This is a genomic window from Enterobacter cloacae complex sp. SHL022 (assembly GCF_049237785.1).
GTDB lineage: Bacteria > Pseudomonadota > Gammaproteobacteria > Enterobacterales > Enterobacteriaceae > Enterobacter > Enterobacter hormaechei_C.
The window spans coordinates 18555-41897 of the sequence record NZ_JBMKJH010000012.1 but is presented as its reverse complement, the minus strand read 5'-3'; the positions used below and the strand labels follow the sequence as shown (position 1 = coordinate 41897).

The following is a 23343-nucleotide window of genomic DNA, read 5'->3' as shown; positions in this document are numbered from 1 at the left end:
TCAATTCTCCACGCTCAATAAGCGAATTAAGGAATATGGCCACCCTTAAGGGCAGCATGGTCTGTGAATCAGTATAGAGATTTTCCCTCGAAAGGCTTTGCTTTTTGTCATTAATTCGCCCCCTCGAGTGCGTCTGATAGGGCCAGCTTAATCGGTTCAACCGCGAAGGTCAGCCCCTTTTCGCCGTTATCTGCGACGACATAGCGAACGGCACCTTCCGTATCGGCGTAATAGCGTTTGTTTTTCCCCGCGGTAAGAAGTTTTTGCAGCTTTTGCTGGCTTTGTGCTTTCGTGAAGGTGGGGGTAAAGGCGCGCAGAATAGCGCTCATGTACTCCAGCGCTTTCGCTTTCGCCGCTTTCTGCTCTGGCCCCTGAATCGGCAGCCAGGTGATCTGCATGCTTTTGATTTTTAACGTTCCGCGCTCAAGGGCGGTAGAGGCATACAGATTCTCGTTAATTTTGCTGGCCGCGCGGGTCAGGGTCGGCGTATCGCGGGCGCTGTCAATCGCTCGGAACTCTCCCAACGGAAGTAAGGGATTTTCTTTGTTGAAGGCTTCGCGGAACTGGCTGATAGATTGATCGAAAGAGGGAGCGCCCGCCAGAAGATAGGGGGCGGTGACCGGGGAAGCCGTTTCCGTGGCGTACAGGGAAAAACTGGCGCTCAGCATCGCTAAACACAAATAAAGAGAGTGTGCCGAACTTTTCATCAACATTGCCCCTGGCCGTCATTGCCCATGATTAAAACGATATCTGGTCGGCTTGTCAAAAGGTCACAACTCCAGGGTAAAATGCGGGCTAAACAATAATAAGGAACCTTACATGACCATACAGCAGTGGCTGTTTTCATTCAAAGGGCGTATTGGGCGCCGTGACTTCTGGATCTGGATTGCAACGTGGGTTGTCGCCATGCTGCTTCTGTTTTTTGTTGCCTACAACGCATGGCTGAGCACGCAAACCGCGGCATTTGCGCTGGTCTGTTTACTGTGGCCAACCGCCGCCGTGGTGGTGAAACGTCTGCACGATCGTGGCCGCTCCGGCGCATGGGCTTTCCTGATTATCCTGGCGTGGATGCTGGTGGCGGGGAACTGGTCATTGCTGCCCTCAATCCTCCCATGGGTGGTGGGCAGACTGCTGCCGACGGTTATCTTTGTAATGATGGTTGTCGAACTGGGCGCGTTTATCGGCACCCAGAGCGAGAACAAATATGGAAAAGATACCCTTGAGGTGAAGTACCGCTGATCACCAGTAGTGTTCGGCGGTCATGTGGCCCGGCCGACGGCGAAGGTGCTTCGTCATCTGCCGGGTATCCTTCAGCAACTGCTGCGTATCGCGCACCATCTGCGGGTTGCCGCACAGCATCACGTGGCTGGTTTCGGTATTCATCGGTAAACCCACCGCCTCTTCCAGCGCGCCGCTTTCAATCAACGCCGGAACGCGGCCGGTTAACGAGCCGTCTGCGGTTTCGCGGCTGACCACCGTCTGAATCTTTAATTTCCCGCCGTAACGCTGTTCCAGCGCCTGCATCTGCGGCAAATAGCTCAGGTCTGCGGCGTAGCGCGCGGCGTGAACCAGCACGATATTTTTAAAGCGCTCCAGATCTTTGCCGTATTGCAGAATGGAAAGAAACGGGCCGATGGCCGTGCCGGTCGCCAGCATCCAGAGCGTGTCACAGTCGGGGATTTCATCCAGCACGAAGAACCCCGCCGCGTCGGAGACAATCTGCACTTCATCGCCTGGCTTCAGCGCGGCGAGGCGCGGGCTGAGCTTACCGTCCGGGACGGTGACCAGATAGAACTCAAGGTCCGGGTTATCAGGCGCATTAACGTAAGAGTAGGCGCGCTGTACGCGTTCACCGTCGATATCCAGCCCGAGTTTGGCAAACTGCCCGGCAGTAAACGGATGAACGGGAGCGTGCAGCGTGAGGCTAAATAGCGCATCGGTCCAGAACTGTACCTTTGTGACTTTACCTGTTACCCAGTCCGCCATGATCTTCTCCTGTGCTGTTTCTCTCTTCTATCTTCCGTAGTTGTGGGAAACATTTCCAGCCCATTCGGGCCGGAAAGCTCTATCGATCAAACGGTTTTACAGAATGTGCGTCTGTACGTCCGGATCTTTACGATCGAGATAATGAATGGACTTAATGCGGCGAATAGTGCGGGATTTACCGCGGATCAGCAGGGTTTCAGTGGTGGCCATGTTGCCCTTGCGGGTGATGCCGTCCAGCAGATCGCCTTTGGTGATGCCGGTTGCGGAGAAGACCACGTTATCGCTGCGGGCCATCTCGTTTAGCGCGAGCACTTTATTGGCCTCGATGCCCATCGCCGCGCAGCGCGCCAGTTCGTCTGCACCAATGCGAAGGTTCTCGTCGCTGTCGCCTTTCACCTCATGGCGTGGCAGCAGACGCGCCTGCATATCGCCATCCAGCGCGCGGATCACTGCCGCAGAGACCACACCCTCCGGCGCGCCGCCGATGCCGTAAAGCACGTCGACTTCGCTGTCAGGCATGCAGGTCAGAATAGAGGCGGCAACGTCGCCATCCGGAATAGCAAATACGCGCACGCCAAGCGTTTGCAGGTACGCGATGGTGGCGTCGTGGCGCGGTTTCGCCAGAATGGTCACGGTGAGTTCGCTGAGCGCTTTACCCAGCGCCGCAGCGATATTGCGCAGGTTGGCGTCCAGCGGCAGACTAAGGTCGATAGCGCCTTTAGCGCCAGGACCGACGATCAGCTTTTCCATGTACATATCGGGCGCGTTGAGGAAGCAGCCCTTATCGCCCACCGCCAGTACCGCCAGCGCGTTGGCCTGGCCCATCGCCGTCATGCGCGTGCCTTCGATCGGGTCGACCGCGATATCCACCGCATCGCCTTTGCCGGTCCCGACCTTTTCACCGATGTAGAGCATCGGCGCTTCGTCGATCTCGCCTTCACCGATGACGATAGTGCCGTCGATGTTAACCTGATTAAGCACAATGCGCATGGCGTGGACGGCTGCGCCGTCTGCGGTATTTTTGTCGCCACGGCCCAGCCACTTGTAGCCTGCGAGGGCGGCAGCTTCGGTGACGCGGGAAAACTCGATAGCAAGTTCACGTTTCATGAGGTACTCGTACAATCAAAAGGAATTGCACGAAGTTTATCACAGAGTGGGGAGGGTCGAGGGGACCGGTGCGGTTGGAGCCCCTCACCCTAACCCTCTCCCCAGGGGAGAGGGAATATAGGCTTACTCGTCGTGCTCTTCCCACGCCAGGGCACGTTTCACCGCTTTCTTCCAGCCGCTGTAGCGGTAGTTGCGCTCGGTGGTTTCGATGCCAGGACGGAATTCGCGTTCGATAACCGCTTTTTCCTGAAGCTCGTCGAGGTTTTGCCAGAAGCCAACCGCCAGACCTGCCAGATACGCCGCGCCCAGCGCCGTCACTTCTCGCACCTCAGGACGTTCAACGCGAGTGCCCAGAATGTCGGACTGGAACTGCATCAGAAAGTTGTTGGCTACTGCACCGCCGTCCACGCGCAGGGCGTGCAGACGAATGCCGGAGTCAGCCTGCATCGCTTCCAGCACGTCGCGCGTCTGGTAGGCGATGGATTCCAGCGTCGCGCGAATGATGTGGTTTGAGTTCACGCCGCGCGTCAGGCCGAAAATCGCGCCGCGGGCGTACGGATCCCAGTACGGTGCGCCCAGACCGGTGAACGCTGGCACCACGTACACGCCGTTGGTGTCTTTCACTTTGGTCGCGAAGTATTCGGAGTCAAACGCGTCGCTAATCAGCTTCATCTCGTCGCGCAGCCACTGAATGGAGGCACCCGCCATGAATACCGCGCCTTCCAGGGCATAGTTCACTTCGCCGCGCGGGCCGCAGGCGATGGTGGTCAGCAGACCGTTTTCTGATTTCACCGCTTTCTCGCCCGTGTTCATCAGCATAAAGCAGCCGGTGCCGTAGGTGTTCTTCGCCATCCCTTCTTTTACGCACAGCTGGCCGAACAGGGCTGCCTGCTGGTCACCGGCGATACCGGCGATAGGAATACGCGTGCCGCCTTTACCGCCAATGTTGGTCTGGCCGTACACTTCTGAAGATTTACGCACGTCTGGCAGCATCGCTCGCGGAATGTCCAGCGCGTCCAGCATCTTGTCATCCCACTCCAGAGTGTTGATGTTGAACAGCATGGTGCGCGAGGCGTTGGTGTAGTCGGTGACGTGAACGCGTCCCTGAGTCATCTTCCAGATAAGCCAGGTATCGACGGTACCGAAGAGCAGCTCGCCACGACGTGCGCGCTCGCGTGAACCTTCCACGTGGTCGAGGATCCACTTCACTTTGGTGCCGGAGAAATAGGGGTCAACCACCAGGCCGGTGGCGCTGCGCACGTACTCTTCCATCCCGTCGCGCTTCAGCTGTTCGCAGATCTCTGACGTACGGCGGCACTGCCAGACGATGGCGTTGTAGATGGGCTTACCGGTTTCGCGCTCCCAGACCACAGTCGTTTCACGCTGGTTGGTGATACCGATAGCGGCAATCTGGTCAGAACTGATGTCGGCTTTCGCCAGCACTTCCACCAGCGTGGAGCTTTGTGACGCCCAGATCTCCATCGGGTCGTGTTCAACCCAGCCTGGACGCGGATAAATTTGCTCAAATTCGCGTTGAGACACGCTGACAATGTTCGCGTCATGATCCATTACGACAGCGCGGGAGCTGGTAGTGCCCTGGTCGAGCGCAACGATATATTTTTTTTCGGTCATGGTATGTGTCCCGTAGTCAGATTACAGCGAAGCTTTTTGTTGTGTGGTGGAAGTTGTCTCTTTTTCCTCTTCCACACAGGTGTCGCACGGTAAGTGGCGACCAATTAATTTGCGATAGCCGAATGCGCCCAGTGCCGCCCCTACAATTGGCCCGAACAGCGGAACCAGGAAGTAAGGAATGTCTTTGCCGCCCGTGAAGGCGACATCGCCCCATCCCGCAAAGAAGGCGAAGGTTTTTGGACCCAGGTCACGCGCCGGATTCATCGCAAAACCGGTCAGCGGACCCATGGATGCGCCAATCACCGCAATCAGAAGGCCAATCAGAAGTGGTGCCAGCGGGCCGCGCGGAATGCCGTTTCCGTCGTCGCCCAGCGCCATAATGACGCCCATCAGAATAGCGGTAATCACCATTTCAACTGCGAACGCCTGCACAAAATTGATATGCGGATTCGGATACGTTGAGAAAATGCCTGCCAGATCCAGACTTTCGACACTGCCACGCACCATATGATGCGTCTGTTCGAAGTCGATGAAAAGATTGTAATAAAGCCCGTAAACTAACGCCGCTGCGCAAAAGGCGCCGGCAAATTGCGAAATGATGAAAGGAACAACTTTGCGTCCGTCAAAGCACGCGAATAGCCACAACGCGATGGTCACCGCCGGGTTAAGATGTGCGCCGGAAACCCCTGCGGTCAGGTAGATGGCCATCGCCACGCCCAGACCCCAGATAATACTGATTTCCCACTGACCAAAACTGGCACCCGCCACTTTCAGTGCAGCGACACAGCCTACTCCGAAGAATATCAACAACCCGGTACCCAGGAACTCGGCAATGCACTGGCCTTTTAAGGTTGATGTCTGACTCATAATCGGAATCCTGCAAAAGAGTAATGTTTATTGTTTGCGTGACCGCCCGTGACAGTCACGATGCCCTGTAGACATAGTGTTAATTTATCGTTAACGAGCACAAACGAGAAATATCGAAATCGAAATGTGTGGTCTGTGTCAATAAAATGAGCGTTTTCGCGCCATAAAGCGCGTTTTTGCATCAGGTAATGATTGTGGGTTGAATCATTTCTTTAACTTATGGGTTAACAACTTAGGGGTATATGCGGCGAACGCACCAGGACGAGGCCGAAAAGTGTTGCAAACCACGATCTGCGTGGCATGCCGCTGGACAGGGGCGACGGCGCTCCATACAATCGGAACATATGTTGTGCGCGTTTACGTTAAAGCGTCGCCTTGCAATTCAGGAGAGGTAGGATCATGTCTTTAGAAGTGTTTGAGAAACTGGAATCGAAAGTACAGCAGGCGATTGACACCATCACGCTGCTGCAAATGGAAATTGAAGAACTGAAAGAGAAGAACAACTCCCTGTCTCAGGAAGTTCAGAACGCTCAGCACAGCCGCGAAGAACTGGAGCGCGAAAACAACCAGCTGCGCGAACAGCAGAACGGCTGGCAGGAACGCTTGCAGGCGCTGCTGGGACGTATGGAAGAAGTCTGATTTCCTTGGGAATGAATTGAACAGGCCGGGTAAGGCGTAGCCGCCACCCGGCTTTTTTATGCATCTCGCTTACCGATTAACTACTCAATATCCAGCGCATCCTCAGAAAGGATAATGCCGGTATTGTCAGCATAAAGGTGGTCACCCGAGAAGAAGGTCACGCCGCCGAAGTTAACGCGCACGTCGCTTTCGCCGATGCCTTCACCCGCTGCGCCAACCGGAATGGCGGCAATGGCCTGAATACCGATATCCAGATCTTCCAGATCGTCCACCTGGCGCACGGAGCCGTAGACCACAATCCCTTCCCACTCGTTTTGCACCGCAAGGCGAGCGAGGTCCGCATCGATCAGTGCACGGCGCACTGAACCGCCACCATCCACCAGCAGAACGCGGCCACGACCGTTCTCTTCGAGCAGATCGTACAGCAACCCGTTGTCCTCGAAACATTTCACCGTGATGATTTGTCCGCCAAACGACGACCGTCCACCAAAGTTGGAGAACAGGGGTTCAACGACGTTGACATCTTCCTGGTAGATGTCACAAAGCTCGGAGGTATCGTATTTCATAGGTTTAACGCTCTGTTGCTGCGAATGTGTTCAGTATATCGTGCGAAATGCGTTGTTGGCAAAATCATCAATTGTTAATTGATATTTGTCAGCTAACTCAGCGTCTGGCTTAAGACAATCCCGATGACGAACAGCAGGTTAGTCAGTAACGCGCCTTTTACCGTACGTTCCAGCATCGGTGGCATGGCGGCCGGGCTGCGTTCACGCATGACATAGCGGGCCTGCTTAATCAGCAGCGGTGCGGCGAGCACAAACAGCCAGCCCCACAGGCTGTGCAGAGAGATCAGATTGAACAGTGCCAGGCAGACCAGCGCGCCGATGAGCAGGAAGGCGTGATAGCGGCGTGCATTTACAGGACCCAGACGCACGGCCAGCGTGTTTTTACCGTTCTCGCGGTCGCTGTCGATGTCGCGCAGGTTATTGATATTCAGCACCGCCGTCGCCAGCAGACCGCAGGCGGTCGCCGGCAGGAACAGGGCAGGTATCACCGTATGCGCCTGCAAGTACCAGCTTCCCATCACGCTCAGCCAGCCGAAGAACACCAGCACGGAGATGTCGCCCAGACCAATATACCCGTAAGGACGCGTCCCGACGGTATAGGTAATGGCTGCAATAATGGCAAGCAAGCCCAGCACCAGGAAGCCAATGAAATCACTGGTGGTTTTCGACGCGACCGTCACCAGCGCCAGCCCGGACAGGCAAATCAATACCACGGTGATAATCAGCGCCCGTTTCATCTGTGCCTGGGTAATCACCCCTTTTTGCATCCCGCGCAGCGGCCCGATACGGTCAGGCTTGTCGCTGCCCTTTACCGCATCGCCGTAATCATTGGCGAGATTAGAGAGGATTTGCAGCAGCCCGGCGGTGACAAGCGCCAGGCCTGCTACCAGCGGATCGAAATGACCCTGCCACCAGGCAAGCGTGGTACCGACAATAATGGCGGCAAAAGCCAGAGGAAGCGTTTTAGGGCGCAGACTTTCGAGCCACGCCTGTGTACGGCTGATATCAGTCATAGTTATTTAGCCAATAAAAATGGGGGCCATAGCCCCCATCAACAGTGATGAAAATGCATTGAACGCGATTATAGAATAAAACGGCTCAGATCTTCATCTGCCACTAACGCATCCAGGTGTTTGCCCACATAGTCTGCGTCAATGGTAATGCTTTGACCGTTAAGGTCGCTCGCATCATAAGAGATGTCTTCCATCAGGCGTTCCAGCACGGTGTGCAGACGACGCGCACCGATGTTCTCGGTGGTTTCGTTGACCTGCCACGCGGCCTGGGCGATGCGCTTGATACCGTCATCGGTAAATTCAATGTTCACGCCTTCGGTCGCCATCAGCGCTTTGTACTGTACGGTCACAGAAGCGTTTGGCTCAGTCAGGATACGTTCGAAATCTTCGGTGGTCAGCGCCTGCAACTCAACGCGGATTGGCAGACGACCCTGGAGTTCCGGGATCAGGTCAGACGGGCTGGCAATCTGGAACGCACCGGAGGCGATAAACAGAATGTGGTCAGTTTTAACCATGCCGTGCTTGGTGGAGACGGTGCATCCTTCCACCAGCGGCAGCAGGTCGCGCTGAACGCCTTCGCGGGAGACATCCGGGCCGGACGCGTTGCCGCGCTTACAGATTTTGTCGATTTCGTCGATAAACACGATACCGTGCTGCTCAACCGCGTCGATAGCGTCCTGTTTCAGCTCCTCCGGGTTAACCAGCTTCGCGGCTTCTTCTTCAATCAGCAGCTTCATCGCGTCTTTGATTTTCAGCTTACGCGCTTTCTGCTTCTGCCCGCCCAGGTTCTGGAACATGGACTGCAACTGGCTGGTCATCTCTTCCATGCCCGGAGGCGCCATAATTTCCACGCCCATTGGCGCGGCAGCGAGATCGATCTCAATCTCTTTATCGTCCAGCTCGCCTTCGCGCAGTTTTTTGCGGAATGCCTGACGCGCAGCAGAAGGTTCAGACTGCTGTTCAGCCTGTCCCCAGTTGTTTTTTGCCGGTGGGATCAGCACGTCGAGAATACGCTCTTCGGCCATCTCTTCGGCGCGATAGCGGTTTTTCTCAATCGCCTGGACGCGCACCATCTTAATCGCCGAATCGGTCAGATCGCGGATGATGGAGTCCACTTCTTTACCCACATAGCCCACTTCGGTGAACTTAGTGGCTTCAACTTTGATGAACGGCGCGTTAGCCAGTTTGGCCAGACGACGGGCGATTTCGGTTTTACCCACACCGGTCGGGCCGATCATCAGAATATTTTTTGGCGTCACTTCGTGGCGAAGCTCTTCGTCGAGCTGCATGCGACGCCAGCGGTTACGCAGTGCGATAGCCACGGAGCGCTTGGCATTGTCCTGGCCGATAATGTGTTTGTTCAGTTCGCTGACAATTTCGCGTGGGGTCATTTCAGACATGGGCGATCCTTACGCTTTAGACGGTAATTCTTCGATGGTGTGATTGTGGTTGGTATAGATGCAGATATCACCTGCAATATCCAACGCTTTCACCGCGATATCGCGCGCGTTCATGTCGGTATTTTCCAACAGCGCACGGGCTGCGGCCTGGGCGTACGGGCCGCCAGAGCCGATGGCAATCAGGTCGTTTTCAGGCTGAACTACGTCGCCGTTACCGGTGATGATCAGCGAGGCGTTTTCGTCAGCCACGGCCAGCAGCGCTTCGAGCTTGCGTAGCATGCGGTCGGTACGCCAGTCTTTTGCCAGCTCAACGGCGGCTTTCACCAGATGACCCTGATGCATTTCCAGTTTGCGTTCAAACAGTTCAAACAGCGTGAAGGCATCAGCCGTGCCGCCTGCGAAACCGGCGATCACTTTGTCGTTATAAAGACGACGTACTTTCTTCACGTTGCCTTTCATGACGGTATTACCCAGCGTGGCCTGGCCATCACCGGCAATTACCACCTGGCCGTTACGGCGTACACTTACTATTGTTGTCACGAGCAGACCCCCTGGTTACAGATTCGGGAAACAGAAGCCCTGAGCCTGTGCTCAGGGCTGAATTAAATGATAGATGGGGGGGATTTTGGGGGTTTCAACCCCCGGAGGCGAGTCGAATGCAGTTTGTGTGGCCAGCCACTTTCAAACGGGAAATGGTGCCGTCTGCGTTTTCTTTGCCTTTGACCGGTCCAATCACTACGCGATTCCAGCCGTTATTGGTGGTAATGCGTGAGTCAAATCCTTCAAATGCCAGCTGAGCACGCACCGTTTCTGCCTGTTCGGCGCCTTTAAACGAACCGCACTGAACCATCCAGCGGCGTTCATCTTTTTTCTCAGCCGTCTGCTTCGGCACCTCGGTCTCTTTGGTGACCGGCGCAGCCTGCTGCGTTTTTGGCTGTTGCGCAGTGGTATGCGCAGGCGTCTGCAACAGATCCTGATACGGCTGTGCCGTTTGCTTCTGCGGCTGCGCCTTCGGTTGCTGCTGGACAGGCTGAGTTTGTACGGTACGCGTCTGCTGCTGCGGTTGTGAACGCGGCTGCTGTACCGGCTGCGTCTGCGTCCACTGCTGCTGTTGCGTTTGCTGCTGAGCCTGACGCTGGCGCTGCAATGTTTGCTGACGCTGCGCCGGGGTTTGTTCGTTCCACGGCACTTCGTTCAACTGCGTAGGCTGCTGGCGCATGTCCGCCTGCATCTGAGCGAGCAATTGACGCTGTTCGTCCGTCAGCTGATCGGCATTCTTCACTTCACCCCCGGCAGAAGGCTCGGTAGGCGCACGTACGCCAGGCTGGCGGCTTTCCAGCTCTTTAATGTAGCGCCAGCGCTCTTCAGGCTTAGGAGGAAGGCCGTTGCCGACGACCTTGTTACCCTGAAGGGCTTCAGACTCTTCTTTTTTATGATGCGTAATGAAGTAGAGGCCGCCAATAAAGGCCACCAGCACGGCCGCAGCAATGGCGACCATGGCTGGGGAGACAGCAGACAGGCTACGTTGCTTGCTTTTTGAACTACTCTTTTTGCGTCGCGAAGGTGCCGGCTGGCCGCGACGTACATAATCTCGTTGTGCCACTATCGTTTCGCTGTATTTATTCGTTCGTCAGCCCGCCATGTTACTTAAGCGACGGGGCTTTGACCAGATAAGGGTGTCGAAAGGTATTTACTTTAAGTTAATGCCTGGGTAGAGCCGCGCACAATTAGCTCACAATCCAGTAGCCGTGACCCACTGCTAACTGTTTGACCGTGCAGCTGATCCAGCAAAAGCAGCATCGCTTCCCGGCCAATGTCATACCGCGGCTGTGCAACGGTCGAAAGCGGCGGATCGCAAAACTCCGAAAGCGAAATATTATCAAAACCGATTATCGACAGGTCCTGCGGCACACGCAGGCCGTGACGTTTGGCGTAGGATAACGCCCCTAGCGCCATCACGTCGCTGTGGCAGAAGACCGCGGTAGGCGGTTCTGGCAAGGCCAGCAATTTTTCCAGCGCCTGCCCGCCCGCTTCAAAGGTGAAATCACCGCGCGCAATGTAGTGCGGATCGACGATAGCCCCGGTACGGCGCAGCGCCTGAACGTAGCCCTGCAAGCGGTAATGACACAGCGGCATCTCTTCTGGTCCGGCGATACAACCGATGCGCTTATGCCCCAGTTCCTGAAGATAGTTCACGGCGTTGAACGCGGCGGTGAGGTTATCGATATGAACGGTTGGCAGCTCCAGCTCCGGCGCGAATTCGTTCGCCATGACCATCGGCGGTAAATTGCGCTGTTCTTCAATGCTGGCATCAAACGGCAGGCGTGAGCCAAGCAGCAGCATGCCATCAATCTGCTTGGTGATGATCAGGTCGATGAACGTTTTTTCCTGCTGGTTCTGGTGGGCACAATCGCCAATCAGCACCAGATAGCCCTGGGCGGCGGCCGTGACTTCAATGCCGCGGATGATTTCGCTGAAGAAGGGATCGCAGATGTCCGGCACGATCACCAGGATGGTGCGGGATTCGTTGCGTTTTACGTTACGCCCCATGGCTTGCGGAAAATAACCGACCTCAAGCGCCGCCTTTTCAACCCGGTTTCGGGTCGCCTGGGAGACTTTGTCAGGGTTCATCAATGCGCGGGACACGGTTGCTGTTGAGACTTGTGCTTTCTCGGCAACGTCTTTCATGGTCGCCGAGGCAACCTCTTTCCTGGACTTCAACGTCTTCTCCTCGCCTGAACACCGAACTGCGGACCGCACCATTTTTACAGATAGTTAATGGAATCGGTTACAGAATTTTCATAAAAAGTGTGAGGCGCATTAAATTTTTCGATCCGTCTTCAGCCTTCAATCGGATCGACGTCCAGAACCCACTTCACTTTTCGCGCTTCCGGCAGGGTATTGATCAGCGCCAGCGTGCCGCTGACGATCTGCTGTAAACGGATACGCGAGGGGTGCTGAAGTAAGAGTTGCCAGCGGAAACGGCCGCCGCGTTTCGGGGCGAGCGCGGGTACCGGGCCTAAAATCCACAGCTGATTATCCACCAGTGGGCTGGCTTGCAGGAGGTTTCTCAGCTGTTGCAGGAACAGCGGCGCCTGCTGGTTATTATGGTCTTCCGCACGGATGATAACGTGGCTGGTCCACGGGGGAAGCTGCATCGTCTGACGTTCGGCCAGCGCCTGGTCCGCGAAGGCGTCATAGCCTTTGTGCAGCAGGGTTTGCAGCAGCGGATGTTCAGGGTGGTGCGTTTGCAGCACCACCTCGCCCTGCTTACCCGCTCGACCAGCGCGACCGGCAACCTGGGTATAAAGCTGGGCGAAACGCTCGGCGGAGCGAAAATCCGCGGAGAACAGCGCGCCGTCGACGTCCAGCAGGGCGACCAGCGTCACGTCCGGGAAGTGGTGCCCTTTCGCCAGCATCTGAGTACCAATCAGGATACGCGCGCCGCCACGATGTACTTCCGCCAGTTGCTGCTCCAGCGCCCCTTTACGGCTGGTGGTATCCCTGTCGATACGGGAGATGGGCACATCCGGGAAGAAGGGCGCGAGCGCCTGTTCAAGCTGTTCCGTTCCCAGACCGACCGGCACGATGTGCGTTGAGCCGCAGGACGGGCACTGACGGGGGACCGGACGCTGGCTGTCGCAGTGGTGGCAGCGCAAATGGCGCTGAGCCTGGTGGAAGGTGTAGTAGTGATCGCAGCGCGGGCACTCCGCGATCCAGCCGCAGTCGTGGCACAGCAGCGCAGGCGCAAAGCCGCGGCGGTTCAGGAACAGGATCACCTGGTTGCCCGCCTGCAAATGCTGACGCATGCGGCTAATCAGCGCAGGCGCTAACCCGGCCTGCACCTGCTGACCTTTCAGATCCAGCACATGCTGAATGGCCGGGCGGGCATTTCCCGCGCGGCGCGTCAGGCGCAGCATGTGGTATTTACGCTGGCGAACGTTGTGCAGCGTTTCAAGCGCGGGGGTGGCAGACCCGAGAATAATGGGGATTTGCTCGCTGTGGGCGCGGTACACGGCTAAGTCGCGGGCGTGATAGCGCCAGCCTTCCTGCTGTTTATAGGAGCTGTCATGCTCTTCATCGATCACGATAACGCCGAGATTTTTAAACGGCGTAAACAGCGATGAACGGGTGCCGATCACAATCGCCGCTTCGCCGTTTTTCGCTTTCAGCCAGGCGCTGAGGCGCTCGCTGTCGTTCAGGCCGGAGTGCAGAACCTCAACGGGCGCATTAAAACGTTCACGGAAACGCGCGATGGTTTGCGGCGTCAGGCCGATTTCCGGCACCATCACCAGCGCCTGTTTGCCCTGCGCGAGCACGTTTTCCAGCACGCTCAGATACACTTCGGTTTTACCGGAGCCGGTGACGCCCGCCAGCAGCCAGGCGGAAAAACGATCGGCAGCGCTGTGAATCGCGCCTACGGCGGTGGCCTGCTCGGTATTCAGACGCAGACGATCGCCCGAGACGGAAAAGCCGTCGCGCCAGTCGTGAAGGGCAGGTGCTTCACTGGCCAGCTCGCTCAGCCCTTTCTTCCTTAATGCCTGCAACGCGGTTTCGCTTACCTCAAGCTCGTCGACCTGATGGCGCCAGATTTTTCCCTGGCGCAGCGCGGCCAACGCCTGCTGCTGTTTTTGCGAGCGCTTCAGGCTGTTAATGTCCACCGCCTGGCCCTGCTCGGTGGCAAACCAGTACCACATTGGCGCGTGGCTGGCGCTCTTACCCTGGCGCAGCATAATGGGCAGGGCATGGAACAGGACGTCGCCAATCGGATGATGATAATAATCTGCCGCCCACAGCAGCAGTCGCCAGGTGCTGGTGGAGTAAACCGGCTCGCTGTCCAGCACCTCAACAACCGATTTCAGCTCGTTAAGCGGCAGTTCGCTTTTATTACTGACGGACACCACGATCCCCACGCGCTGCTGTTTGCCAAACGGCACGGTCACGCGACAGCCCGCTTTGGCGCTCATGCTGTCGGGCAGCAGGTAGTCAAAGGTGCGGGGAAGCGGAACGGGCAGGGCAACGTGAGCGACGGGCATCGAATCTTCCTGACTTGAAAAGTGGCGCGTTAGTATACACATTAGTGAAAGCGGCGTGCGGATCAGTTTGCATACGTTGGTCAAATTCTGTATGATTCGCCGCCTTTGGTGTATTTTACGCCAAAGAACTTACATTCAACATCGCGTGGTGTCTGGCGTTAGGGCTGGAAGAGCGACGCGGCCTTAACTGAGGTTCTCCCATGAAAAAAGATATTCACCCGAAATACGAAATGATTACTGCAAACTGCTCTTGCGGTAACTCTATCCAGATCCGCTCTACCGTGGGTCACGATCTGAACCTGGACGTGTGCGGCAAATGCCACCCGTTCTACACTGGTAAGCAGCGTGATGTTGCAACCGGTGGCCGTGTTGACCGCTTCAACAAGCGTTTCAGCATCCCGGGCGCTAAATAAGCATCCAGAAGAAACCGCCTCCGGGCGGTTTTTTTGTGCCTGTAATATCTCTCCTGAATTAATTCTGTATTTATATTTCCTCTTCAAATATATATTTTAATTTTTCCGAAAAATAATCACCGTGTCTTAATATATTCCTATTTATACGGATAGTGAGCTTTATCTCTGTATTCTTGGCCTGTTTGCCATTTTATTGCCGGATATGGCAATAAATAAAAGGTTTCCCTCTGGGTGTAAAATTACACTGCGCTCGACATAAATTCTTATTTGCCATTTCAACAGCGATGGCTTTCAGGGTGTATTTACTTTGAGGGAAAAGGATGAAACTGAAGCAACTTTTATTCGTGCTTCCATTACTATCGTGCGCGGCGCAGGCGGGATATGTTGATTACCGACACGAGTATTACGACGATGGACGTAACTATGACCGTGTATACATGTCACACCGTTTCGGGACGGGCTTTGGTGTGGCCGTAGAGGCCGTCTCACGCTCAGATGAAAAGCAATCTAATGATGCGCTCAATAATATGGAGAGTAACAGCAACGAATATACTGCCAGCTACCAGTTTACCTGGCAGGGATTTATCTGGCAGCCGGGTGTCGCGGTTGAAATGGGTGACGACATGGCTATTTATAAACCCTATTTACGCGTACAGTATAATATTAATGACAGCTGGTGGACGGCGTTCCGTTATCGTACCGAATATACCCGCCGTAATGCAGGCGGTAAAGATGACAGACTGGTATATCGCCCGGAAATGTGGCTGGGATATAATATTGATAACTGGATGTTTGAGCTGAACGGAATTTATAAATTCGCCGACAACGAAGATCTGTATAACAACAAAAAAGAGGATTACGAATATAACTTCCGCGTGGCGTATAAAATCGATTCGTGGGTGCCATTCGTGGAGGTGGGTAATGTCTCTTCCGGCTATAACACTGCTACCACTGACGACCGACAAACGCGTCTGCGTGTCGGCTTAGGTTACAACTTCTGAGAAACCATCCCGCTGAGCACCCTCAGCGGGACCGCATCGCTGTTAGTATTCCCAGGTCTCCGGGTCGATACCCAGTTCACGCATGATCACCTTCGCCTCTTCCGGGATTTCGTCACTGCGTTCTTTACGCAGATCGTCATCGTTCGGCAACGGTTGGCCGGTAAACGCATGCAGGAACGCTTCGCACAGCAGTTCGCTGTTAGTGGCGTGACGCAGGTTGTTCACCTGACGACGCGTACGTTCATCGGTGAGGATCTTCAACACCTTCAGAGGAATGGACACCGTGATTTTCTTGACTTGCTCACTCTTCTTACCGTGCTCAGCGTATGGGCTGATATATTCGCCGCTCCATTCAGCCATGAGATACCTTTAATCCTCTCAGTCATTAATCTAAAGGTGCAAAACCCGTAACCATCAGTTTTGAACCGTAATCTTGCGTAGTTTACCGTAGAGACGATACCGAGGCACGGATATTGCCGCTGTAGCGTGTCCTAAAGCATATAATTTTAACGGCTATTTGCGCATTGCTCAATCTATACGCAAAGAAGTTTAGATGTCCAGATGTATTGACGTCCATACTTTCAATGTTTACTCTGGTGCCTGACTTTTCACCTCATTCGCCAGGAAGCCTCACCATGACGCGTAAACAGGCCACCATCGCAGTGCGTAGCGGATTGAATGATGACGAGCAGTACGGCTGCGTTGTCCCGCCAATTCATCTCTCCAGTACCTATAATTTCACCGGATTTAATGAACCTCGCGCGCATGACTACTCGCGTCGCGGCAATCCTACGCGCGACGTCACCCAGCGCGCGCTGGCGGAACTGGAAGGCGGCGCAGGGGCGGTATTAACCAATACCGGCATGTCTGCCATTCACCTGGTAACCACAGTGTTCCTGAAACCTGGCGATCTGCTGGTGGCGCCACACGACTGTTACGGCGGCAGCTATCGTCTGTTTGATAGCCTGGCGAAACGTGGCTGCTACCGTGTGCTGTTTGTCGATCAAAACGACGAACAGGCGCTGAAACAGGCGCTTGCCGAGCAGCCGAAGCTGGTTCTGGTGGAAAGTCCAAGCAATCCATTGTTGCGCGTAGTCGATATTGCGAAAATTTGTCAGCTCGCAAGGGATGCAGGAGCGATAAGTGTAGTGGATAATACGTTCCTCAGTCCGGCCCTTCAGAACCCACTGGCACTGGGTGCCGATCTGGTGTTGCATTCATGCACGAAATATCTGAACGGCCATTCTGACGTGGTGGCGGGCGTGGTGATTGCCAAAGATCCCGACGTTGTCACCGAACTGGCATGGTGGGCCAATAACATTGGCGTCACCGCGGGCGCGTTCGACAGCTATTTGCTGCTGCGCGGTATTCGCACGCTATCACCGCGTATGGACGTGGCGCAGCGTAATGCCCAGGCGATCGTGGATTTCCTGAAAAACCAGCCGCTGGTGAAAAAGCTTTACCACCCGTCGCTGCCGGAAAACCAGGGGCACGAGATTGCCGCGCGCCAACAGAAAGGATTTGGCGCGATGTTAAGTTTTGAACTGGACGGTGACGAGCAAACGCTGCGTCGCTTCCTGAGCGGGTTGTCATTGTTTACGCTGGCGGAATCCTTAGGGGGAGTAGAAAGCTTGATCTCCCACGCCGCAACCATGACGCACGCAGGTATGGCACCCGAAGCACGTGCCGCCGCCGGGATTTCCGAGACGCTGCTACGTATCTCGACCGGTATTGAAGATTCTGAAGATTTAATTGCCGATCTGGAAAATGGCTTCCGGGTCGCAGCCAAGGGGTAATCATGAGTGTGATAGCGCAGGCAGGGGCGAAGGGTCGTCAGCTGCACAAGTTTGGTGGTAGTAGTCTTGCTGATGTGAAATGTTACCTGCGTGTCGCAGGGATCATGACCGAGTATTCACAGCCGGGGGACATGATGGTTGTCTCTGCGGCAGGCAGCACCACCAACCAGTTGATTAGCTGGCTGAAACTGAGCCAGACCGATCGCCTCTCTGCGCATCAGGTGCAACAGTCCTTACGTCGTTACCAGAGCGAACTGATTGCCGGTTTGCTGCCTGCGGACGTGGCGGACGGGCTGATTAGCGCTTTTACGCACGACCTTGAGCGTCTGGCCGCTCTGCTGGACAGCGGCATTACCGATGCGGTGTATGCCGAAGTGGTTGGCCACGGTGAAGTGTGGTCTGCGCGCCTGATGGCCGCCGTGCTGCAACACCTGGGTGTGGAAGCCGCCTGGCTCGACGCGCGTGATTTCCTGCGTGCCGAACGTGCCGCGCAGCCGCAGGTGGACGAAGGGTTGTCCTACCCGCTGCTGCATCAGCTGCTGGTGCAACATCCCGGTAAACGTATTGTCGTCACCGGCTTTATCAGCCGCAGCAATGCCGGCGAAACCGTTCTGCTGGGCCGTAACGGCTCTGACTACTCGGCAACACAGATTGGTGCCCTGGCGGGCGTGTCCCGCGTCACCATCTGGAGCGACGTGGCCGGTGTGTACAGCGCGGACCCGCGCAAAGTGAAAGATGCCTGCCTGCTGCCGCTGCTGCGTCTCGACGAAGCGAGCGAGCTGGCGCGTCTGGCGGCCCCGGTGCTGCACGCGCGCACGCTACAGCCGGTTTCCGGCAGCGACATCGACCTGCAACTACGCTGTAGCTACACGCCGGATCAGGGTTCCACCCGCATCGAGCGCGTGCTGGCATCCGGTACGGGCGCGCGCATTGTCACCAGCCACGATGACATCTGCCTGATTGAGTTCCAGGTGCCTGCGGGCCAGGATTTCAAACTGGCGTACAAAGATATCGACACCATCCTGAAACGTGCTCAGGTGCGTCCGCTGGCCGTTGGCGTGCATAACGATCGCCAGCTGTTGCAGTTCTGCTATACCGCCGAAGTGGTGGACAGCGCCCTGAAAATTCTGGATGAAGCGGGCCTGCCGGGCGAGCTTCGCCTGCGTCAGGGGCTGGCGCTGGTGGCGATGGTAGGCGCGGGCGTCACCCGTAACCCGCTGCACTGCCACCGCTTCTGGCAGCAGCTGAAAGGCCAGCCGGTGGAGTTCACCTGGCAATCAGAAGAGGGCATCAGCCTGGTTGCCGTTCTGCGTAAAGGGCCAACCGAAAGCCTGATTCAGGGCCTGCATACCTCCCTGTTCCGTGCGGAAAAACGCATCGGCCTGGTGCTGTTTGGTAAAGGCAACATCGGTTCCCGCTGGCTGGAGCTGTTCGCCCGCGAACAGGTCACGCTCTCGGCGCGTACCGGGTTCGAATTCATTCTCGCAGGCGTGGTGGACAGCCGCCGCAGCCTGCTGAACTACGAAGGGCTGGATGCCAGCCGCGCGCTGGCCTTCTTTAATGATGAAGCCGTCGAGCAAGATGAAGAGTCGCTGTTCCTGTGGATGCGTGCGCACCCGTATGACGATCTGGTAGTGCTGGATGTGACCGCCAGCGAGCAGCTGGCCGATCAGTATCTGGATTTCGCCAGCCACGGGTTCCACGTCATCAGCGCCAACAAGCTGGCGGGCGCGAGCAGCACTGATAAATATCGCCAGATCCACGACGCGTTCGAAAAAACGGGTCGTCACTGGCTGTATAACGCCACCGTTGGCGCAGGTCTGCCGGTTAACCATACCGTGCGCGATCTGATTGAAAGCGGCGACAGCATTCTGGCGCTGAGCGGGATCTTCTCCGGCACGCTCTCCTGGCTGTTCCTGCAATTTGACGGCACCGTGCCGTTCACCGACCTGGTGGATCAGGCGTGGCAGCAGGGTTTAACCGAGCCGGATCCGCGCGTTGACCTTGCCGGTAAAGACGTGATGCGCAAGCTGGTGATCCTGGCGCGTGAAGCCGGCTACGACATTGAGCCGGGTCAGGTACGCGTTGAGTCGCTGGTGCCTGCGGGCTGCGAGGAAGGGTCCGTCGATCACTTCTTCGAGAACGGCGACGAGCTGAACGAGCAGATGGTGCAACGTCTGGAAGCAGCTAACGAGATGGGGCTGGTGCTGCGTTACGTGGCGCGCTTCGAGGCGAACGGTAAAGCGCGCGTGGGCGTGGAGGCGGTGCGTCCTGAACATCCGCTGGCGGCGCTCCTGCCATGCGACAACGTCTTCGCCATCGAAAGCCGCTGGTACCGCGATAACCCGCTGGTGATCCGTGGCCCGGGCGCGGGGCGCGATGTCACCGCCGGAGCCATTCAGTCCGACATTAATCGTCTGGCTAAGCTGCTGTAACGTCTGCATTTCCCTCTCCCTGTGGGAGAGGGTCGGGGTGAGGGTATCAGACCGCACTCACCCCCATCATGAATGCCCTTCATCTTCCCTGAACAAACCTCACCGTTAATGTTGATTATTTCTGTTGACGTCATCCCGCTTTTCCGTCATTTTTACATCTGGACGTCTAAACGTATAGAAGTTCACAACACAACAGACAATGACACGCGATTGATAGGGGTAGGGTATGAGCTTTTTTCACGCCAACCAGCGGGAAGCACTGAACCAGAGCCTGGCCGAAGTAAACGGCCAGATTAACGTCTCTTTTGAATTTTTCCCGCCGCGCACCAGTGAAATGGAGCAAACCCTGTGGAGCTCTATCGATCGCCTGAGCAGCCTCAAGCCGAAGTTCGTCTCCGTGACCTACGGCGCCAACTCCGGTGAGCGTGACCGCACGCACAGCATCATTAAGGGCATTAAAGACCGAACCGGTCTGGAAGCGGCGCCGCACCTGACCTGTATCGACGCCACCCGTGATGAACTGCGCGCCATTGCCCAGGACTACTGGAATAACGGCATTCGCCACATTGTGGCCCTGCGCGGCGACCTCCCGCCAGGCAGCGGTAAGCCAGAGATGTTTGCCGCCGATCTGGTCGGCCTGCTGAAAGACGTTGCCGACTTTGATATCTCCGTGGCCGCCTACCCTGAAGTTCACCCGGAAGCCAAAAGTGCCCAGGCGGATCTGCTCAACCTGAAGCGTAAAGTGGAGGCTGGTGCTAACCGTGCGATTACTCAGTTCTTCTTTGACGTTGAAAGCTACCTGCGCTTTCGTGACCGCTGCGTCTCGGCAGGTATTGATGTCGAAATCATCCCTGGTATTCTGCCGGTCTCGAACTTCAAACAGGCGAAGAAATTCGCGGATATGACCAACGTGCGCATTCCGCTGTGGATGTCCAAAATGTATGAAGGGCTGGACGACGACCCGGAAACCCGCAAGCTGGTGGGGGCCAATATCGCGATGGACATGGTGAAGATTTTAAGCCGCGAAGGGGTGAAAGATTTCCATTTCTATACCCTGAATCGCGCGGAAATGAGCTATGCCATTTGCCATACGCTCGGTGTTCGCCCGGCGCTGTAAAGTAAAAAGCCCTCATAAAACGAGGGCTTTTTAATCGAACAGAGAGTTAAAAGGTATTAGCTATCGAATCTGTGGATTAATTCAACTATCTCTTATCGCTAGTGGTGTATATCGTAACGGTAACACTGTAAAGGGAGCATAGCGATGAGCATGTCAGACGAGACCAATAACGCGGCATCCGCCGGCAAATGTCCGTTCCACCAGGGCGGCGTCGATCAAAGCGCGGGTGCAGGTACCGGCAGCAAAGATTGGTGGCCTAAACAACTCCGCATCGATCTTCTAAACCAACATTCCAACCGTTCGAACCCGCTGGGTGAAGACTTCGACTACCGCAAAGAATTCAGCAAGCTCGACTATTCCGCCCTTAAGGGCGATCTCAAAGCCCTTTTAACTGACTCACAACCGTGGTGGCCTGCCGACTGGGGAAGCTATGCGGGCCTGTTTATTCGTATGGCCTGGCACGGTGCGGGTACCTATCGCTCCGTTGACGGTCGCGGCGGCGCGGGGCGCGGCCAGCAACGTTTTGCGCCGCTGAACTCCTGGCCTGATAACGTCAGCCTGGATAAGGCTCGCCGTCTGCTGTGGCCAGTTAAGCAAAAATACGGACAAAAAATCTCCTGGGCCGACCTGTTTATCCTCGCGGGTAACGTGGCGCTGGAGAACTCCGGCTTCCGCACTTTTGGTTTCGGTGCCGGGCGTGAAGACGTCTGGGAACCGGATCTGGACGTGAACTGGGGCGATGAAAAAGCCTGGCTGACCCACCGTGACCCGGAAGCGCTGGCGAAGCGCCCGCTTGCGGCCACTGAAATGGGCCTGATTTACGTTAACCCGGAAGGGCCAAACGCCAGCGGTGAACCGCTGTCTGCGGCGGCAGCGATCCGCGCTACCTTTGGCAACATGGGCATGAACGACGAAGAGACCGTCGCGCTGATTGCAGGCGGCCATACGCTCGGTAAAACGCACGGCGCAGGCGAAGCCACGCATGTGGGCACTGACCCGGAAGCGTCGCCGATTGAAGCGCAGGGTCTGGGCTGGGCCAGCACGCACGGCACCGGTATTGGCGCTGACGCCATCACCTCCGGGCTGGAAGTTATCTGGTCTCAAACCCCGACCCAGTGGAGCAACTACTTCTTCGAGAACCTGTTCAAATACGAATGGGTGCAGACGCGTAGCCCGGCGGGCGCCATTCAGTTTGAAGCCGTGGATGCGCCGGAAATTATGCCTGACCCGTTTGACCCGTCGAAAAAACGCAAGCCAACCATGCTGGTCACCGACCTGACGCTGCGTTTTGATCCGGAATTCGAGAAAATTTCCCGTCGCTTCCTGAACGATCCGCAGGCCTTCAACGAAGCCTTTGCGCGCGCGTGGTTCAAGCTGACCCATCGCGATATGGGGCCAAAAGCGCGGTACATTGGCCCGGAAGTGCCGAAAGAAGATTTGATTTGGCAGGATCCGCTGCCTCAGCCGGTGTTCCATCCGACGCAGGAAGATATTGAAAGCCTGAAAGCGGAAATCGCGGCCTCTGGTCTCTCCGTGAGCGAGCTGGTTTCCGTGGCCTGGGCGTCGGCATCGACCTTCCGCGGCGGCGACAAGCGTGGCGGCGCTAACGGCGCGCGTCTGGCGCTGGCGCCTCAGCGCGACTGGGATGTGAACGCCGCGGCGGTACGGGCGTTACCGGCTCTGGAAGCTATTCAGCGCACCACTAATAAAGCCTCCCTGGCCGATATCATCGTGCTGGCAGGTGTTGTGGGCGTTGAGCAGGCGGCGAAAGCGGCAGGCGTTTACGTCAACGTACCGTTTACCCCAGGCCGCGTAGATGCGCGTCAGGACCAGACGGACATCGAGATGTTTAACCTGCTCGAACCGGTTGCCGACGGTTTCCGCAACTACCGTGCGCAGGTGGATGTGTCCACCACCGAGTCGCTGCTGATCGACAAAGCCCAGCAGCTGACCCTGACCGCGCCGGAACTGACGGTGCTAATCGGCGGTCTGCGCGTACTGGGTGCAAACTTCGATGGCAGCAAGAATGGCGTGTTTACCAACCGCGAGGGCGTGCTGAGCAACGACTTCTTCGTTAATCTGCTGGATATGAACACCCAGTGGAAAGCGACCGATGACTCAAACGAGCTGTTTGCCGGTAGCGATCGCGCCAGCGGGGAAGTGAAATATACCGCCACCCGCGCCGATCTGGTCTTCGGTTCAAACGCCGTCCTGCGTGCGCTGGCCGAAGTTTACGCCAGCAGTGATGCACACGAGAAGTTCGTCCGTGATTTTGTTGCCGCGTGGGCGCGAGTGATGGATTTGGACCGGTTTGACGTGAAGTAACCCATGTGCC

General features: G+C 56.4%; 21 protein-coding genes. 8 read left to right on the top strand and 13 right to left on the bottom strand.

All coding sequences use genetic code 11. The features are described from left to right. Positions 1–110: 110 nt before the first annotated feature. Positions 111–707: a DUF1454 family protein gene (locus tag ACOTZD_RS20390; protein WP_174402270.1), complete on the bottom strand. Its 597-nt coding sequence runs from the start codon at positions 705–707 to the stop codon at positions 111–113. Between the two features lie 112 nt (positions 708–819). Between ACOTZD_RS20390 and ACOTZD_RS20385 the strand changes: the two genes are divergently transcribed. After that, complete coding sequence (locus ACOTZD_RS20385) at positions 820–1239, top strand: DUF805 domain-containing protein (RefSeq protein ID WP_003862022.1); 420 nt, start codon at positions 820–822, stop codon at positions 1237–1239. On the opposite strand, the gene fpr is transcribed toward ACOTZD_RS20385, so the two are convergent. The 4 genes from fpr to ACOTZD_RS20365 all read right to left on the bottom strand — a co-directional run bounded on the left by fpr (position 1240) and on the right by ACOTZD_RS20365 (position 5592). Further along, positions 1240–1986: a ferredoxin--NADP(+) reductase gene (fpr, locus tag ACOTZD_RS20380; protein ID WP_174402269.1), complete on the bottom strand. Its 747-nt coding sequence runs from the start codon at positions 1984–1986 to the stop codon at positions 1240–1242. A 96-nt stretch (positions 1987–2082) separates the two neighbouring features. Beyond that, positions 2083–3093 carry a class II fructose-bisphosphatase gene (gene glpX / locus ACOTZD_RS20375; protein WP_023315041.1) on the bottom strand — a complete coding sequence of 337 codons (1011 nt, stop codon included), beginning with the start codon at positions 3091–3093 and terminating at the stop codon, positions 2083–2085. Positions 3094–3216: 123 nt separating this feature from the next. Beyond that, on the bottom strand, positions 3217–4725 hold the full coding sequence (glpK, locus tag ACOTZD_RS20370; RefSeq protein WP_003862028.1) for a glycerol kinase GlpK: 1509 nt from the start codon (positions 4723–4725) through the stop codon (positions 3217–3219). 21 nt (positions 4726–4746) lie between these two features. Next, complete coding sequence (locus tag ACOTZD_RS20365) at positions 4747–5592, bottom strand: MIP/aquaporin family protein (protein ID WP_003862030.1); 846 nt, start codon at positions 5590–5592, stop codon at positions 4747–4749. A 399-nt stretch (positions 5593–5991) separates the two neighbouring features. Here ACOTZD_RS20365 and zapB point away from each other — a divergent pair, with 399 nt between their 5' ends. Then, entirely contained in the window at positions 5992–6231 is a 240-nt protein-coding gene (gene zapB / locus ACOTZD_RS20360) for a septal ring assembly protein ZapB (protein WP_003862031.1), read from the top strand. Between the two features lie 80 nt (positions 6232–6311). Here zapB and rraA read toward each other — a convergent pair whose 3' ends face one another. The 7 genes from rraA to priA form a co-directional block, all read right to left on the bottom strand. Continuing rightward, on the bottom strand, positions 6312–6797 hold the full coding sequence (gene rraA / locus ACOTZD_RS20355) for a ribonuclease E activity regulator RraA (RefSeq protein WP_003862032.1): 486 nt from the start codon (positions 6795–6797) through the stop codon (positions 6312–6314). Between the two features lie 92 nt (positions 6798–6889). After that, on the bottom strand, positions 6890–7810 hold the full coding sequence (gene menA / locus ACOTZD_RS20350) for a 1,4-dihydroxy-2-naphthoate polyprenyltransferase (RefSeq protein WP_022652060.1): 921 nt from the start codon (positions 7808–7810) through the stop codon (positions 6890–6892). 68 nt (positions 7811–7878) lie between these two features. Then, positions 7879–9210, bottom strand: a complete 1332-nt coding sequence (hslU, locus tag ACOTZD_RS20345; RefSeq protein ID WP_003862035.1) for an HslU--HslV peptidase ATPase subunit — start codon at positions 9208–9210, stop codon at positions 7879–7881. A 9-nt stretch (positions 9211–9219) separates the two neighbouring features. After that, positions 9220–9750, bottom strand: a complete 531-nt coding sequence (gene hslV, locus ACOTZD_RS20340; RefSeq protein WP_003862036.1) for an ATP-dependent protease subunit HslV — start codon at positions 9748–9750, stop codon at positions 9220–9222. Positions 9751–9844: 94 nt separating this feature from the next. Continuing rightward, complete coding sequence (ftsN, locus tag ACOTZD_RS20335) at positions 9845–10813, bottom strand: cell division protein FtsN (protein WP_003862037.1); 969 nt, start codon at positions 10811–10813, stop codon at positions 9845–9847. A 92-nt stretch (positions 10814–10905) separates the two neighbouring features. Continuing rightward, on the bottom strand, positions 10906–11931 hold the full coding sequence (cytR, locus tag ACOTZD_RS20330; protein WP_003862038.1) for a DNA-binding transcriptional regulator CytR: 1026 nt from the start codon (positions 11929–11931) through the stop codon (positions 10906–10908). A gap of 119 nt (positions 11932–12050) precedes the next feature. After that, the gene (gene priA / locus ACOTZD_RS20325) at positions 12051–14246 is read right to left on the bottom strand and encodes a primosomal protein N' (RefSeq protein ID WP_023315037.1); all 2196 of its coding nucleotides are present in this window, start codon (positions 14244–14246) and stop codon (positions 12051–12053) included. Between the two features lie 200 nt (positions 14247–14446). Here priA and rpmE point away from each other — a divergent pair, with 200 nt between their 5' ends. Both rpmE and ACOTZD_RS20315 read left to right on the top strand, forming a co-directional pair. Then, positions 14447–14659, top strand: coding sequence for a 50S ribosomal protein L31 (rpmE, locus tag ACOTZD_RS20320; protein WP_003862040.1), 213 nt, complete (start codon positions 14447–14449; stop codon positions 14657–14659). Positions 14660–14979: 320 nt separating this feature from the next. Further along, positions 14980–15660: an oligogalacturonate-specific porin KdgM family protein gene (locus tag ACOTZD_RS20315; RefSeq protein WP_174402268.1), complete on the top strand. Its 681-nt coding sequence runs from the start codon at positions 14980–14982 to the stop codon at positions 15658–15660. 42 nt (positions 15661–15702) lie between these two features. Here ACOTZD_RS20315 and metJ read toward each other — a convergent pair whose 3' ends face one another. Next, entirely contained in the window at positions 15703–16020 is a 318-nt protein-coding gene (gene metJ / locus ACOTZD_RS20310; protein ID WP_003862042.1) for a met regulon transcriptional regulator MetJ, read from the bottom strand. A 275-nt stretch (positions 16021–16295) separates the two neighbouring features. Between metJ and metB the strand changes: the two genes are divergently transcribed. The 4 genes from metB to katG all read left to right on the top strand — a co-directional run bounded on the left by metB (position 16296) and on the right by katG (position 23333). Then, a complete protein-coding gene (gene metB, locus ACOTZD_RS20305) occupies positions 16296–17456 on the top strand; it encodes a cystathionine gamma-synthase (RefSeq protein ID WP_003862043.1) in 1161 nt (386 codons plus the stop codon). Positions 17457–17458: 2 nt separating this feature from the next. Beyond that, positions 17459–19891 (top strand): bifunctional aspartate kinase/homoserine dehydrogenase II, encoded by a 2433-nt coding sequence (locus ACOTZD_RS20300; protein ID WP_174402267.1) that lies wholly within the window; start codon positions 17459–17461, stop codon positions 19889–19891. A gap of 226 nt (positions 19892–20117) precedes the next feature. Continuing rightward, positions 20118–21008, top strand: a complete 891-nt coding sequence (gene metF, locus ACOTZD_RS20295; RefSeq protein WP_003862045.1) for a methylenetetrahydrofolate reductase — start codon at positions 20118–20120, stop codon at positions 21006–21008. Positions 21009–21152: 144 nt separating this feature from the next. Next, positions 21153–23333 (top strand): catalase/peroxidase HPI, encoded by a 2181-nt coding sequence (katG, locus tag ACOTZD_RS20290; RefSeq protein WP_174402266.1) that lies wholly within the window; start codon positions 21153–21155, stop codon positions 23331–23333. Positions 23334–23343: the final 10 nt, after the last annotated feature.

Coding starts and splice junctions, on each gene's coding strand:
- glpK (WP_003862028.1), bottom strand. CDS start 4,725: ATGACCGAAAAAAAATATATCGTTGCGCTCGACCAGGGCACTACCAGC.
- ACOTZD_RS20365 (WP_003862030.1), bottom strand. CDS start 5,592: ATGAGTCAGACATCAACCTTAAAAGGCCAGTGCATTGCCGAGTTCCTG.
- ACOTZD_RS20315 (WP_174402268.1), top strand. CDS start 14,980: ATGAAACTGAAGCAACTTTTATTCGTGCTTCCATTACTATCGTGCGCG.
- metJ (WP_003862042.1), bottom strand. CDS start 16,020: ATGGCTGAATGGAGCGGCGAATATATCAGCCCATACGCTGAGCACGGT.
- zapB (WP_003862031.1), top strand. CDS start 5,992: ATGTCTTTAGAAGTGTTTGAGAAACTGGAATCGAAAGTACAGCAGGCG.
- metF (WP_003862045.1), top strand. CDS start 20,118: ATGAGCTTTTTTCACGCCAACCAGCGGGAAGCACTGAACCAGAGCCTG.
- rpmE (WP_003862040.1), top strand. CDS start 14,447: ATGAAAAAAGATATTCACCCGAAATACGAAATGATTACTGCAAACTGC.
- priA (WP_023315037.1), bottom strand. CDS start 14,246: ATGCCCGTCGCTCACGTTGCCCTGCCCGTTCCGCTTCCCCGCACCTTT.
- hslU (WP_003862035.1), bottom strand. CDS start 9,210: ATGTCTGAAATGACCCCACGCGAAATTGTCAGCGAACTGAACAAACAC.
- fpr (WP_174402269.1), bottom strand. CDS start 1,986: ATGGCGGACTGGGTAACAGGTAAAGTCACAAAGGTACAGTTCTGGACC.
- glpX (WP_023315041.1), bottom strand. CDS start 3,093: ATGAAACGTGAACTTGCTATCGAGTTTTCCCGCGTCACCGAAGCTGCC.
- metB (WP_003862043.1), top strand. CDS start 16,296: ATGACGCGTAAACAGGCCACCATCGCAGTGCGTAGCGGATTGAATGAT.
- rraA (WP_003862032.1), bottom strand. CDS start 6,797: ATGAAATACGATACCTCCGAGCTTTGTGACATCTACCAGGAAGATGTC.
- ACOTZD_RS20385 (WP_003862022.1), top strand. CDS start 820: ATGACCATACAGCAGTGGCTGTTTTCATTCAAAGGGCGTATTGGGCGC.
- ACOTZD_RS20300 (WP_174402267.1), top strand. CDS start 17,459: ATGAGTGTGATAGCGCAGGCAGGGGCGAAGGGTCGTCAGCTGCACAAG.
- menA (WP_022652060.1), bottom strand. CDS start 7,810: ATGACTGATATCAGCCGTACACAGGCGTGGCTCGAAAGTCTGCGCCCT.
- ACOTZD_RS20390 (WP_174402270.1), bottom strand. CDS start 707: ATGAAAAGTTCGGCACACTCTCTTTATTTGTGTTTAGCGATGCTGAGC.
- katG (WP_174402266.1), top strand. CDS start 21,153: ATGAGCATGTCAGACGAGACCAATAACGCGGCATCCGCCGGCAAATGT.